At 61.5% G+C, this 13,556-nt stretch carries 10 protein-coding genes; 4 read left to right on the forward strand and 6 right to left on the reverse strand.

Features of this window, described 5'->3' with window-relative positions; all coding sequences use genetic code 11:
* Positions 1 to 372: 372 nt before the first annotated feature.
* From ASR47_RS05745 to ASR47_RS26915, 4 genes are all read right to left on the reverse strand, one after another.
* A complete protein-coding gene (locus ASR47_RS05745; RefSeq protein ID WP_065306890.1) occupies positions 373 to 1,962 on the reverse strand; it encodes a SpoVR family protein in 1,590 nt (529 codons plus the stop codon).
* Positions 1,962 to 3,230: a YeaH/YhbH family protein gene (locus ASR47_RS05750; protein ID WP_065306802.1), complete on the reverse strand. Its 1,269-nt coding sequence runs from the start codon at positions 3,228 to 3,230 to the stop codon at positions 1,962 to 1,964. The genes ASR47_RS05745 and ASR47_RS05750 overlap by 1 nt, the downstream gene beginning before the upstream one ends.
* A gap of 63 nt (positions 3,231 to 3,293) precedes the next feature.
* On the reverse strand, positions 3,294 to 5,216 hold the full coding sequence (locus tag ASR47_RS05755; RefSeq protein WP_065306803.1) for a PrkA family serine protein kinase: 1,923 nt from the start codon (positions 5,214 to 5,216) through the stop codon (positions 3,294 to 3,296).
* 238 nt (positions 5,217 to 5,454) lie between these two features.
* Positions 5,455 to 5,847, reverse strand: coding sequence for a hypothetical protein (locus ASR47_RS26915; protein WP_171898898.1), 393 nt, complete (start codon positions 5,845 to 5,847; stop codon positions 5,455 to 5,457).
* On the opposite strand from ASR47_RS26915, the gene ASR47_RS05760 reads away from it, so the two are divergent.
* Positions 5,785 to 6,801, forward strand: coding sequence for an adenosine deaminase (locus tag ASR47_RS05760; protein ID WP_065306804.1), 1,017 nt, complete (start codon positions 5,785 to 5,787; stop codon positions 6,799 to 6,801). The two genes, ASR47_RS26915 and ASR47_RS05760, sit on opposite strands and share 63 nt — an antisense overlap.
* A 22-nt stretch (positions 6,802 to 6,823) precedes the next feature.
* A complete protein-coding gene (locus tag ASR47_RS05765) occupies positions 6,824 to 9,355 on the forward strand; it encodes an ABC transporter permease (protein ID WP_065306805.1) in 2,532 nt (843 codons plus the stop codon).
* Positions 9,356 to 9,372: 17 nt separating this feature from the next.
* Here ASR47_RS05765 and ASR47_RS05770 read toward each other — a convergent pair whose 3' ends face one another.
* Together ASR47_RS05770 and ASR47_RS05775 are read right to left on the reverse strand one after the other, a co-directional pair.
* Positions 9,373 to 10,380 (reverse strand): response regulator, encoded by a 1,008-nt coding sequence (locus tag ASR47_RS05770; RefSeq protein ID WP_065306806.1) that lies wholly within the window; start codon positions 10,378 to 10,380, stop codon positions 9,373 to 9,375.
* Between the two features lie 3 nt (positions 10,381 to 10,383).
* The gene (locus ASR47_RS05775) at positions 10,384 to 11,703 is read right to left on the reverse strand and encodes a sensor histidine kinase (RefSeq protein WP_065306807.1); all 1,320 of its coding nucleotides are present in this window, start codon (positions 11,701 to 11,703) and stop codon (positions 10,384 to 10,386) included.
* A gap of 165 nt (positions 11,704 to 11,868) precedes the next feature.
* Here ASR47_RS05775 and cqsA point away from each other — a divergent pair, with 165 nt between their 5' ends.
* On the forward strand, positions 11,869 to 13,116 hold the full coding sequence (gene cqsA / locus ASR47_RS05780; RefSeq protein ID WP_065306808.1) for an alpha-hydroxyketone-type quorum-sensing autoinducer synthase: 1,248 nt from the start codon (positions 11,869 to 11,871) through the stop codon (positions 13,114 to 13,116).
* 43 nt (positions 13,117 to 13,159) lie between these two features.
* Positions 13,160 to 13,555, forward strand: coding sequence for a group II truncated hemoglobin (locus tag ASR47_RS05785; protein WP_065306891.1), 396 nt, complete (start codon positions 13,160 to 13,162; stop codon positions 13,553 to 13,555).
* Position 13,556 lies beyond the last annotated feature (1 nt).

Raw genomic sequence — 13,556 nt, forward strand, 5'->3', positions numbered from 1 at the left:
CCCACCTTTTGCGCCCTGTAAACGTACTTGCTTATGCCATCTTTGCACGCTTTCGGACATAAAAAAAGGCGGTCTTATCGGTTTTCTACAGCCACTTGGGGCTACCACGGCTATGTTCTTCGATGTGGCGATATGACAGAATTATATTTTGCGTTATTGAATATGGAAAACGCTAAATTTGGATCAAATTCTTTCTTTTTGGCAATTTTCCGCTATGGAACCAGACCACTTTCGCCGAGGATTGCACCAATCGGGTGCGAACCGCGCCTGGACAGGCAAAAAAACGGGCTCGAAAAGGCGATTTTCGAGCCCCGGCAGCCATACTAAATTCTGATGCGGGCATAGCGCACGCTTATACAGGCCGGCAAATCGCTATGGACGGAAGGCGGGATCGTCGCGGCGGCTGCGTTTTTCGCGCCGGCAGTTCAGGGTGCCGAGCACCATGCCTTGCGGGTCGACCGTATCGAGATGGACGTCAAAGCCCCACAGGCGCGCCACATGTTTCAGCACTTCCGTGGCCTGCTGGTTCAGCGGGCGGCGCAGGAACTGCGTATGGCGCAAGGTCAGCGCCCGGTCGTCGCGCGTGTTGACCGACCACACCTGGATATTCGGTTCGCGGTTGCCCAGGTTGTACTGCTCGGCCAGCTGCTGGCGCACATAGCGGTAGCCGGCTTCGTCGTGGATGGCGGAAATGGCCAGTTTTTCGTTCTTGTCGTCGTCGAGCACGGCAAAGAAGTGGAATTCGCGGATCAGCCGTGGCGACAGGTACTGGGCGATGAAGCTTTCATCCTTGAAATTGCGCATGGCAAAGTCCAGGCTCTTGCGCCAGTCGCTGCCGGCCAGGTCGGGAAACCAGGCGCGGTCTTCGTCGGTCGGCTGTTCGCAGATGCGGCGGATGTCGCTCATCATGGCAAAACCGAGCGCATACGGATTGATGCCGCTGTAATACGGGCTGTCGATAGGCGGCTGGTAGACCACGTTGGTATGGCTTTTCAAAAATTCCATCATGAAGCCGTCGCCGACCACGCCTTCGTCATAGAGCTGGTTCAATATGGTGTAGTGCCAGAAGGTGGCCCAGCCTTCGTTCATGACCTGGGTCTGGCGCTGCGGATAGAAATACTGCGAAATCTTGCGCACGATGCGCACCATCTCGCGCTGCCACGGTTCCAGCAGCGGCGCGTATTTTTCGATAAAGTACAGCAGGTTTTCTTCGGGTTCGGGAGGGAAGCGCGGCGCGGCCTTGCGCTGCCCGTCTTCGTCGTCGTCCTCATCGCGGCGCGGCAGGGTGCGCCACAGCTGGTTGATCTGCGACTGCACGTATTCTTCGCGTTCTTTCTGGCGCGCATATTCCTTGGCCATCGACAGCTTGGCCGGGCGCTTGTAGCGGTCCACGCCATAGTTCTGGATCGCATGGCACGAATCGAGCAGCAATTCCACCGCGTCGACTCCGTGGCGCTGTTCGCATTCGGCAATGTAATTCTTGGCAAACACCATATAGTCGATGATGGCGTCGGCATCGGTCCAGGCGCGGAACAGGTAGTTGCCCTTGAAGAAGGAATTATGGCCATAGGCCGCGTGCGCGATCACCAGCGACTGCATGGTCAGGCTGTTTTCCTCCATTAAATAGGCGATGCACGGGTTGGAATTGATGACGATCTCGTAGGCCAGACCCATCTGGCCGCGCTTGTAGCTTTTCTCGGTTGACAGAAAATGCTTGCCGAACGACCAGTGGTTGTACGACACCGGCATGCCGACCGAGGTGTAGGCGTCCATCATCTGTTCGGCCGTGATCACTTCGAGCTGGTTGGGATAGGTGTCGAGGCCGAACTGTTTCGCCACGCGCGCGATTTCGTCGTGGATCTGCTCGATCAGCTCGAACGTCCATTCGGACTGCTCGGGCAGGGCGTTCGGGTGGCGCACGCGAACGAACGGTTCGGCATGCGGGGTGGCGGCGCTGGTCATCATTTCACCTGTTTCTTGAACAGTTCGCGAAACACCGGATAGATGTCGGCCGGCGTGACGATCTTTTGCATGGCGAAATGGGCGTGGTGGTCGAGCACGCCCGCGTATTGTTCCCACAGGTTCTGCTGCGGGCCGTCGGTGATTTCGACGTAGGTGTAATACTGCACCTTGGGCATGATGGTGTTGATCAGCAACTGGCGGCACAGCACGGAATCGTTGTCCCAGTTGTCGCCGTCGGAGGCCTGCGCCACGTAGCTGTTCCACTGCCCGCCGCCATAGCGCTCTTCTATTATAGTGTTGAGCAGATTGAGGGCCGACGACACCACCGTGCCGCCCGACTCGCGCGAGTTGAAGAAATCGTGTTCGTCAACCTCGGAGGCGGCCGTATGGTGGCGGATAAAGACCACGTCGATCTTGTCGTAGGCGCGCTTGAGGAACAGATACAGCAGGATGAAAAAGCGCTTGGCCGTGTCCTTGCGCGACTCGTCCATCGAGCCCGACACATCCATGATGCAGAACATCACCGCCTGCGTCATCGGCTTGGGCACCTTGATGCGGTTGCTGTAGCGCAGATCGAACGGGTCAATGAAGGGGATCGCCAGCAGGCGCGTGTGCAGGTGGTGGATCAGCTGGCGCAATTCGATCACCTCGCCATCGTCTTCGGCGACGCCGTCCCCGAGCATCTGCGCCAGCTGTTCTTCGGCCAGCGCCAGCTGCTTGCGCGAACCGCCGCCGACGGCGATGCGCCGGCCCAGCGCGCCGCGCAGCGAGCGCAGCACATGGATATTCGATGGCGTGCCCGACATATTGTAGCCAGCGCGCTGGTTCTTCAATTCGGTGGTGGCCGTCAGCTGGGTTTTCACCATGTGCGGCAATTCCAGGTCTTCAAAGAAGAAGTTCATGAATTCTTCGCGCGACAGCTCGAAGATGAAATCGTCTTCGCTGGTCTCATCGCTGTTGCCGGCCTTGCCGCGGCCACTGCCGCCGCCGCCCTTGGGCCGGGCGATCTGGTCGCCCTTCAGGTATTCCTTGTTGCCGGGATTGACCACTTCCCACACGCCGCCATGGGCATGGCCAAACGCCGGTTCGCCCACGTCCTTGACCGGGATGGTGACCTTTTCGCCATTCTCGACATCCGTGATCGAGCGCCCCTTGATGGCGCGCCCCACGGCATCCTTGATCTGGCCCTTGTAGCGCCGCAGGAATCGCTCGCGGTTGACGGCGGACTTGTTCTTGCTTTGCAAGCGCCTGTCGATGAGGTAAGTCAAAGGGTGCCTCCTTCACTTGTCTTGCGCGCGCGGCCGGAGCCGGCGCGCGTGCCGCTGTCCGCGCTATGACGACTTGCGTACGCGCAAGTACCATTCGCATAACAGGCGTACTTGCTTGGCCGTATAGCCTTTTTCCACCATGCGGGCCACAAAGTCGGCGTGCTTGTTGGCATCGTCGGCGCTGGCCTTGGCGTTGAAGGAAATCACCGGCAGCAAGTCCTCCGTATTCGAAAACATTTTCTTCTCGATCACGGTGCGGAATTTCTCGTAGCTGGTCCAGGCCGGATTCTTGCCGCCGTTCGAGGCCCGTGCCCGCAAGCCGAAATTGACGATCTCGTTGCGGAAATCCTTGGGATTCGAAATGCCGGCCGGCTTCTCGATCTTTTCCAGCTCGTTGTTCAGCGATTCGCGGTCGAAACTCTCGCCCGTGTCGGGGTCGCGGTATTCCTGGTCCTGTATCCAGAAGTCGGCGAACGTCACATAGCGGTCGAAAATGTTCTGGCCGTATTCGGAATAGCTTTCCAGGTAGGCCGTCTGGATTTCCTTGCCGATGAATTCCACGTAGCGCTGCGCCAGATGCTCTTTGATATAGGAAAAGTAGCGTTGTTCCAGCTCCGACGAAAACTGTTCGCGCTCGACCTGCTGCTCCAGCACATATAACAGGTGCACGGGATTGGCCGCCACTTCGGAATTGTCGAAGTTGAAGACCTTGGACAAAATCTTGAAGGCAAAGCGCGTCGACAGCCCGTTCATGCCTTCGTCGACACCGGCGTAGTCGACATACTCGTGCATCGACTTGGCTTTCGGATCGGTATCCTTGAGGTTTTCGCCGTCGTACACCAGCATCTTGGAAAAGATGCTGGAATTTTCAGGATCTTTCAGCCGTGACAGAATCGCGAACTGCGCCATCATGCGCAGGGTGCCGGGCGCGCACGGGGCTCTTTCCAGCGAGGAATTGGCCACCAGCTTGTCGTAGATCTTGATCTCGTCGGACACGCGCAGGCAATACGGCACCTTGACGATATAGATGCGGTCCAGGAAGGCCTCGTTGTTGCGGTTGTTCTTGAACGTTTTCCATTCCGACTCGTTCGAGTGGGCCAGGATGATGCCGTCGAACGGGATTGCGCCAAAGCCCTCGGTGCCCTTGTAATTGCCCTCTTGCGTGGCCGTCAGCAGGGGGTGCAGCACCTTGATCGGCGCCTTGAACATTTCGACAAATTCCATCAGGCCCTGGTTGGCCAGGCACAGGCCGCCGGAATAGCTGTAGGCGTCCGGATCGTCCTGGGCATAGTCTTCGAGCTTGCGGATATCGACCTTGCCGACCAGCGAGGAAATATCCTGGTTGTTCTCGTCGCCCGGTTCGGTTTTGGAAATGGCGATCTGTTTCAGCACCGACGGGTAGCGCTTGACGACGCGGAACTGGTTGATGTCGCCATTGAATTCATGCAGGCGTTTCACGGCCCACGGGCTGGGGATATTGCGCAGGTAGCGGCGCGGGATGCCGTAGTCTTCCTCGAGGATGGTGCCATCCTCTTCCTCGTTGAACAGGCCCAGCGGCGACTCGTTGACGGGTGAGCCTTTCAGGCAATAGAAGGGCACATGTTCCATCAGCGACTTGAGTTTTTCGGCGATCGATGACTTGCCGCCGCCGACCGGGCCCAGCAGGTACAGGATCTGCTTGCGCTCTTCCAGGCCTTGCGCGGCGTGGCGGAAATACGAGACCACCTGTTCGATCACTTCCTCGGTGCCGTAGAAGTCGCGGAAGGCCGGGTAGATCTTGATGACCTTGTTGGCGAAGATGCGCGACAAGCGCGTGTCGTTGCGCGTGTCGATCAGCTGCGGTTCGCCGATGGCCGCCAGCATGCGTTCGGGCGCGCTGGCGTAGGTCAGCTTGTCCTTCTTGCACAGGGCCAGGTAGTCGGTGAGCGACATTTCCTCTTCACGGGTGCGCTCGTAGCGTGCTGCGTAGTTATCAAAAATGGTCATGTTCAATGTCCTTTAATGTTAAACCCACCTGCCAGTCACCATGTCAGCCGGCCTGGCAGTCGCCCCGGCTTGCCGCTTGCGTTGTTATTACCCCGTGTTCGATTGTATTGTTGGTTATTGTTGTACAAGCCCGGCTGTCTTTGCCAGTCCGGATTGCCCGGACCAAAAAACTGGCGCTTGATGCCTTTCTGACGTAATCAGATGGCTTGTTTTCATGTGTTGATAGCGCTTGTTGCACCTACCTTTGCCCCATGAAATTAATTATTGCTCTAAAGGATGAGGAAGTCAAAAGATAAGTCGTAATATCTTTAATACTTCTTTGTAAATTGTTGATTTTATTGAATAAAATCAAAAAAACCACAGCGTTTTTATTAAACTTTCCGGCCCCTTCACGATCATCATACGACAATTCGACAGCACGCGCCGACAGGGCCGCGGCGGCATTGCCGGTGGCGCAGGCGATCTTGCGATAAACTGCGTACATGGTTGATGACGCAGCGCCCGAATCATGGTTCCATGATGCGCCTGCGCCAGCATTTTTTTCTTCGCCCCCTACAAGGAACACCTCATGATGAACGAGCAATTGCGCGCGATCGTACGCGCCATGCCCAAAGCCGAATTGCATATCCATATCGAAGGCTCGCTGGAGCCGGAACTGATTTTCGCACTGGCCGAACGCAATGGCGTGTCGCTGGCCTATGAATCCGTGGAACACTTGCGCAGTGCCTATGCCTTTACGGATTTGCAGTCCTTTCTCGACATTTATTACGCTGGCGCAAGCGTGCTGTTGAAAGAGCAGGATTTCCACGACATGACGCAGGCTTACCTGCAGCGCGCGCAAGCCGACAATGTCTTGCACACGGAAATTTTCTTCGATCCGCAAACCCATACGGCGCGCGGCGTGGCCATCGCCGACGTGATCAACGGCATTTACCGCGCCTGCCAGGACAGCCCCGTCAGCGCCAGCCTGATCCTGTGCTTCCTGCGCCACCTGAGCGAAAAGGAAGCGTTCGACACGCTGGAAGAGGCGCTGCCATACCGCGACAAATTCATCGGCATCGGCCTCGATTCCTCGGAAGTGGGCAACCCGCCCGAGAAATTCTCGCGCGTGTTTGCGCGCTGCCGCGAACTGGGCCTGCGCCTGGTGGCCCACGCCGGCGAGGAAGGTCCGCCGGCCTACATCCGCACCGCGCTTGACGATTTGCAGGTCGAGCGCATCGACCATGGCGTGCGCTGCCTGGAAGACGCGGAACTGACGGCGCGCCTGGCGCGCGAGCAGATCGCGCTGACGGTCTGCCCGCTGTCGAACACCAAGCTGCGCGTGTTTGACCAGATGCACGACCATAACCTGGCCGAGCTGCTGGCGGCCGGCTTGCTGGTGACCGTCAATTCGGACGATCCGGCCTATTTTGGCGGCTACATGAACGACAACTACGACGCCATTTTCGAGGCGCTGCCACTGGGCCTGGCGCATGCCAGGCAGCTGTCGCGCAACGGCTTTATTGCCGCCTTTTTGCCGCAGGCGCAAAAGGATGCGTTTCTCGCCACCGTCGATGCGTATTTCGCCCAGCACGCTTCAAGCTAAACCTCTATAAAGATCCGCCGCCATGCTCCGCCTTTCCCTCAACATGACCGGGCGCGACTGGCGCGCCGGGCAATTGCGTTTCCTGCTGATCGCCCTCATCGTGGCCGTCGCCGCGCTCTCGGCGGTGGGCTTTTTTGTCGACCGCCTGCGCTCAAGCCTGAACCGCGACGCGCACCAGCTGCTCGGCGCCGACCTGGTCATCAGCGCCGACCAGCCGGTCAGCGCCGCCTGGCGCGCCGAGGCGCAAAAGCGCGGCCTGCTGCTGGCCGACACCGTCACCTTTCCCAGCATGGCGCAGGCCGGCGAAGGCGAGCAATCGCTGTCGCAGCTCGCTTCCATCAAGGCCGTTTCCGACGGCTATCCGCAGCGCGGCAAGCTGAAAATCACCACCAGCGCCAGCGAGGCGCTGGACGCCGTCGGCAAACCCACCGACCAGGTGCCGGCGCCCGGCACCCTGTGGGTCGATGCGGCCATCTTGTCGGCCCTGAACGCGAAGCTGGGCGACACCCTGAAACTGGGCGACAAGCGCTTTACCGTCACCCAGCTGATCGCCAGCGAGCCTGACCGTGGCGCCTCGTTCCTGAACTTTGCGCCGCGCGTGATGCTGCCGCTGGGCGACCTGGCCGCCACGGCGCTGGTGCAAAACGGCTCGCGCGTGTCGTACCGGCTGCTGCTGTCGGCGCCGGCCAGCCAGGCCAGGGACATCGCCAGCTACCAGTCGTGGGTGGAAAAGCAGATCAGCGAACAGGCCATCAAGGGCGTGCGCGTCGAATCGATCGAGTCGGGCAATCCGCAGATGCAATCGACCCTGGACCGCGCCGACCGTTTCCTCTCCCTGGTCGGCTTGCTGTCGGCGATGCTGGCGGCGGTCGCCGTGGCGATGGCGGCGCGCCGTTTCATGCTGCGCCACCTCGACGCCTGCGCCATGCTGCGCTGCCTGGGCCTGACGCAAAACCAGGTCACGGCCATGTATGTGATCGAATTTCTGATCGTCGGCCTGGCCGGCAGCGTGATCGGCGTGGCGGTCGGTTACGGCGGCCACCTGGTGCTGCTCGAACTGCTGGGCAAGCTGGTGCAAAGCGACTTGCCGCCGGTGTCGATGCTGCCGGCCCTGCAGGGCGTGGCCACCGGCATGCTGCTGCTGCTCGGCTTTGCGCTGCCGCCGATTTTGCAATTGCGCAATGTGCCGCACAACCGCGTGATCCGCCGCGAACAGGCGCCGCCGCAGGCGCTGGCGCTGGCCACCTATGGCCTGGGCATCGCCGCCTTTGTCGTGCTGCTGCTGTGGCAGGCCGGCGACGTGACGCTGGCGCTGCTGACGGCGGCCGGTTTTCTCGGCGGCTTTGCGCTGTTCGGCCTGGTGGGCTGGCTCGGCCTCAAGTCCCTGAAAAGCCTGCGCGGCCTGGTCAACCATCAAAGCTGGCGCTTTGCCGTCACGTCCCTGCAGCGCCGCCCGGGCGCCACCGTGATCCAGGTGGTGTCGCTGGCGCTGGGCCTGATGGCCCTGCTGCTGCTGACCGTGGTGCGCGGCGACCTGATGGTGGCCTGGCGGGCCGCCACGCCGGCTGACGCGCCGAACCGCTTTATCATCAATATCTTGCCGGAACAAAAAGAGCCGATCGCCGCGCGCCTGGCGCAGGCCGGCGTGGTCAACGCGCCGCTCTATCCGATGATACGCGGGCGCCTGGTGGCCGTAAACGGCAAGACGATTACCGAAGAGACTTATCAGGACGACCGCGCCAAGCGCCTGGCCGACCGCGAATTCAATCTGTCGACCATGGCGCGGATGCAGCAGCAAAACAAGCTGGTCGCCGGCCAGTGGTTCAGCGGCAAGCCCGGCGCGCCGGCCGAGGCGTCGGTGGAAGAGGGCATCGCCAAGACCCTGAACCTGAAGCTTGGCGACAGCATGCGCTTCGATATTGCCGGCCAGAGCGTCGAGGCGCGCATCACCAGCTTGCGCAAGCTCGAATGGGGCTCGATGCGCGTCAATTTCTTTGTCATCATCAATCCGGAAGCGATGGCGGACACGCCGCAAACCTGGATCACCGCGTTTCATCTGCCGGCCGCGCATGGCGACCTGGGCAATGCGCTGACGCGCGATTATCCGAATCTGACAGTGGTCGATGTCGGCGGCATCCTGAAACAGATCCAGGCGGTGCTGGACCAGGTGGTGACGGCGGTCGAATTCCTGTTTGCATTTACGCTGGCGTCGGGCCTGCTGGTGCTGTATGCGGCCCTGATGGGCTCGCAAGACGAGCGCACCCGCGAAGCGGGCCTGCTGCGCGCGCTGGGCGCGACCCGGCGCCAGCTCGCGCAAGCCCAGCTGATCGAGTTCTCGCTGGTGGGCGCTCTGGCCGGCCTCCTGGCCGCGTCCGGCGCGGCCGCCATGGGCTGGGCGCTGGCCACATACCAGTTCAAGTTTGCCTGGAGTTTTGCGCCTGGCGTATGGGTCTTTGGCCTGCTGGCCGGCGCCCTGTGCGCGATCGCCGGCGGCTGGCTGGGCCTGCGCGGCGTACTGAAGCATCCGCCGCTGCAAACCCTGCGCGAAAGCTGAACCCTGGCTGCATGGCGTCAGGCGGCCAGGCTTTCCCTGGCCTGCGCCAGCAGGAACTGCGCGTACGACAGCACCGGCTGTCCCAGCTGGTGCGCCGGCACGTCGAACAGCGCCCAGTAATATGGCTCGCGGCCGTGGCAGATGGCCGGCGCGGCGCAGTAGCGGAACCAGTTCTCGCCGATGCCGGCGCGATACATGCCGTCGCCGTCGGCATCGGAAAAATACGGGATCACGCGTTTCTCCAGCAGCGCCACCAGCAGGGAGTCGGGCGCGTCGCTGTCGCGCGCCATCTCGTATTGCGTATGCAGGCTGCGTTCCGTTTCGATCACCATCAGCCGCGCCTGGCCGTCGCGCGTAAAGAACAGGATGCCGCCCGGATTCGGGAAGATATAGTGTTCGACAAAGCCATGGCGCCTGCATAGCTCAAGCACCACCGCCGCCAGCGCCTCGTCCTGCAGGAACTGGTAGTTATGCAGCAACAGCAGGTCGCGCACCGTATCGGACTGCTGCAGGAAAAATTCCCGTTGCAGGCTGATGATTTCATGTTCGAGGATATCGAGCGCGTTGTCGTCGCTCTTCTTGATATAGCGGTCGATCAGGCCGCGGTTGAAGGCGGTCACCGCCACTTTTTCATCGGCCGCTCCCGTAAATAAAATCTTCTTGCACGGCAGGTCGCGCACGGCCTGGCAAAATTCCAGGCCATTCATCTGCGGCATCGAATAGTCGACCACCAGCACCGACGGCGTGGCGAAGCGCTGCGCCCGGGCGCTGATGCGCCAGATGCGTTCGACGTCGAGTGCCACGTTGCATTGGTCGGGCGGCAGGTTTTGCGTGTCGAAATTGACATGCAGCGGGGTTTCGCCCTGCTGCGTGCTGTGGCGCAGCCAGTGCAGCGCCGCGCTGGTGTCGTGGAAGGTCTTGCGCGCCAGCGCCGGATCGAGCTGGAAGGCCAGGCTTTTCAGGAAGGAGTCGCTGTCGTCGATCAGGACGGTCAGGGTAGGATGGGTATGGACGGGAAGTTGCATGCGTCACCTTGCACGGAGGGGAGGAGAAAAGCGGTCGGGCGCCGGTTGCACGAACTCCAGTACGAAGATGGCATATGCACTGTCGCGCGACACGCAACTGATGCGCGCCTGCCAGGCCTGCAGGATTTGCCGGCACAGGGCCAGGCCGATGCCGCTGCCGTTGTGTGCTGGGTAGGAGTAGAAACGGTCGAAGATCAAAGGCAGCCGGCTGGCGGCGATGCCGCAGCCGGTGTCGATGAACAGCAGGCGCGGCACGGCGCGATTGCCATCGATGACGATGCGTACGCGGCCCTTGCCGGCGCGATGGATGGCTTTGAGCGCATTGCGCAGCAGGTTCAGCAGGATCACCACGCACAGTTCGGTCTGGCCAGGAAAACGGAAGTCGCTGCGTACATCGACCGTGACGAGGGCGCGCTGGGCCGCGCTGACAAAAGGGTAGCGCTTGAGCACGGCCGTCACGGTTTCATGCATGCCGACCGATTCGTTCGCTTCGAGCCGGCTGCTGACGGCGCTGGCGCTGAGCAGGAACAGGTCGATCATATGGTGCATATGGCGCACTTCGAACTGGATGCGCGCCAGCGCGTCCTGGCAGGCGGCACCGCTGTCGGCATCCGTGCCTGCTCCGTCGGCATCGCGCGGCAGCAAGCGCTGCAGGCCGCGCACATTGGCCTCGACGCTGACCAGCGGCGTGCGCAGCTCGTGCGCCACGCTGCCCAGGCCAGCGGCCAGGCCGGCCAGTTTTTCCTGCGCCCCCACGTGGCGGCTGACTTTGACCAGCGACAATACGACGATGGTAAACCAGTGTATCGGCAATTGCTGCAGCACTTGCGTGTCGAGCAGGAAACTCGGATCGCCCTGCATGGCAAACACCGCGCAGGCCAGCAGGGTGCCGCTCAGGTAGGCCAGCACGGCGATGCGGGTATCGAAATGGAACAGCACCACCAGCGCCACCAGCAGCGAGTGCATCCACAAGGCCGACGCATGGTTCATCAGGAACATCAGGGTAAAGAAAAACGGCAGCTCGAACGTCAGGCTGACGAACAGATAGATGCTGAACCAGGTATTGCTGAAGCGGTGAGGAAACAGCGCAGGCACGAACAGCAGCGCGGCCATGATGCGCAAGGCCGGCGATTCGTATTCCTGAGGAAAGTAGTGATGCCACAGCGTGTAGTACAGGGGCATGCCGATCGCACCGCAGAAGGCCAGCAGGCGTACCTGGGCGCGCCGCGCCGGCGTATGTTCGATGGCGTCATGGAAATGCAGGAAAGGCTGTAGGAGCCGGCCTTGCCATGGTTTTCCAGCGGATGACTGCGCATGCTTCATGGTAGAAGGGACCGATTACTTGTGGTAAATCAATATCGCATGATCAGCCCGTTTCAGATTGAAAAGAAAGCTAACTGATCTGTTATTGAGATGCATCAAACGCATATGAAATGGCTCGCGCATGTTGGAGGTAGTTATTCCCATCGCAACCTTTCAGGAGTCATCATGTCGCAACCCCTTTCCTCCCTGTCCACCACCTTTGCCGCCACTGCCGAACAGCAGATGCCGGCCTTTGTCCGCGCGCGCATGGACGAACATTATGTCGAGCGCATCGAAAAGCTGCTCGGTGGCGAACACTTGCACCAGTGGCAGGCGATGCCGGCCGATGCGGTCATGCTCGCCGGCAACGATTACCTGAATATCGCCGCCGAACCGGCGCTGCTGGCGGCGCAGGCGCGCGTGTTGCAAGGCGGCGGCGCGATGCTGATGTCGTCCGTCTTCCTGCAGGAGGGCAGCCGCCAGCACCGCCTGGAGCGCAAGCTGGCCGATTTCCTCGGCAGCGCAGCATGCGTGCTGGCGCAATCGGGCTGGGCCGCCAACGTCGGCCTGTTGCAAAGCCTGGCCGGCCCCGGCATCCCCGTCTACCTCGACATGCAGGCCCATGCGTCGCTGTGGGAGGGCGTGCAGTCGGCGCAGGCGTTGGCGGTGCCGTTCCTGCATAACGACAGCGCCCACCTGCGCCGCCAGCTGGAGCGGCATGGCCCGGGCATCATCGCTGTCGATGCCTTGTACAGCACCAATGGCAGCGTGGCGCCGCTGCTGGACATGGTGGAGATGGCCGAACGCAGCGGCAGCATGCTGATCGTCGACGAATCGCATTCGCTGGGCACGCACGGGCCGCAAGGAGCCGGCCTGGTGGCCGCACTGGGGTTGCAGGACCGCGTCCATTTCCGTACCGCCTCGCTGGCCAAGGCGTTTGCCGGGCGCGCCGGCCTGATCACCTGCTCGTCGCAGTTCAAGGGCTATTTCCTGTCGGCCTCGCGTCCGGCGATTTTCAGTTCCTGCCTGCTCGAACACGAACTGGCGTGGTTCGACGCCGCGCTCGACTTCATCCGCGCCGCCGACGCGCGCCGCGCCGCTCTGCGCCAGCACAGCCTGTACCTGCGCCAGGGACTTGCCGCGCTGGGCTATAACGTCAGCGACGGCACGGAACAGATCATCGCACTCGAGGCGGGCACCGAGCCGGACACCCTGATCCTGCGCAAGGCGCTGGAACGCCATGGCATTTACGGCGCCGTGTTTTGCGCGCCGGCCACGCCGAAGAACCGCGCGCTGGTGCGCCTGACCTTGAATGCCCTGCTGCGCCAGGACCAGGCGCAGCGCCTGCTCGACGCCTGTGCGGCGATCCGCGACGAAGTGGGCCTGGCGCGCTGGCCATCGACGCGGCGCCTGCGCAAGCTGGTGCTGGTGTAGCCGCCCCGGGACGCAGGGCACGGCTTGCGCTATCATGGCGGCCATGACCGATACCACCGCCCCCACCCTGTACGAGACCATCGGCGGCGCACCCGTGCTGCGCCAGATGGTCGACCGTTTTTATGACCTGATGGAACTGGAACCGGAATTTGCCGGCATCCGCAGCATGCATCCGGCGTCGACCGACGGCTCGCGCGACAAGCTGTATTTTTTCCTGACCGGCTGGATGGGCGGGCCCGACCTGTATATCGAACAGTTTGGCCACCCGCGCCTGCGCGCGCGCCATTTGCCGTACGCGATCGGTACCGGCGAGCGCGACCAGTGGCTGCGCGCCATGGCCTGGGCCATGGAAGACACCGGCATCGAAGAGTCCCTGCGCGTGCGGCTGATGGAGTCGTTCTATCAGACCGCTGACTGGATGCGCAACAAAGCCGACTGAC

The sequence above is a fragment of the Janthinobacterium psychrotolerans genome (assembly GCF_001677885.1).
GTDB lineage: Bacteria > Pseudomonadota > Gammaproteobacteria > Burkholderiales > Burkholderiaceae_D > Janthinobacterium > Janthinobacterium psychrotolerans.

Bases quoted from the DNA above. Each gene is read 5' to 3' on its own strand.
- ASR47_RS05745 (WP_065306890.1), bottom strand. From the start codon at position 1,962: ATGACCAGCGCCGCCACCCCGCATGCCGAACCGTTCGTTCGCGTGCGC.
- ASR47_RS05755 (WP_065306803.1), bottom strand. From the start codon at position 5,216: ATGACCATTTTTGATAACTACGCAGCACGCTACGAGCGCACCCGTGAA.
- ASR47_RS05760 (WP_065306804.1), top strand. From the start codon at position 5,785: ATGATGAACGAGCAATTGCGCGCGATCGTACGCGCCATGCCCAAAGCC.
- ASR47_RS26915 (WP_171898898.1), bottom strand. From the start codon at position 5,847: ATGGATATGCAATTCGGCTTTGGGCATGGCGCGTACGATCGCGCGCAA.
- ASR47_RS05765 (WP_065306805.1), top strand. From the start codon at position 6,824: ATGCTCCGCCTTTCCCTCAACATGACCGGGCGCGACTGGCGCGCCGGG.
- ASR47_RS05770 (WP_065306806.1), bottom strand. From the start codon at position 10,380: ATGCAACTTCCCGTCCATACCCATCCTACCCTGACCGTCCTGATCGAC.
- ASR47_RS05775 (WP_065306807.1), bottom strand. From the start codon at position 11,703: ATGAAGCATGCGCAGTCATCCGCTGGAAAACCATGGCAAGGCCGGCTC.
- cqsA (WP_065306808.1), top strand. From the start codon at position 11,869: ATGTCGCAACCCCTTTCCTCCCTGTCCACCACCTTTGCCGCCACTGCC.
- ASR47_RS05785 (WP_065306891.1), top strand. From the start codon at position 13,160: ATGACCGATACCACCGCCCCCACCCTGTACGAGACCATCGGCGGCGCA.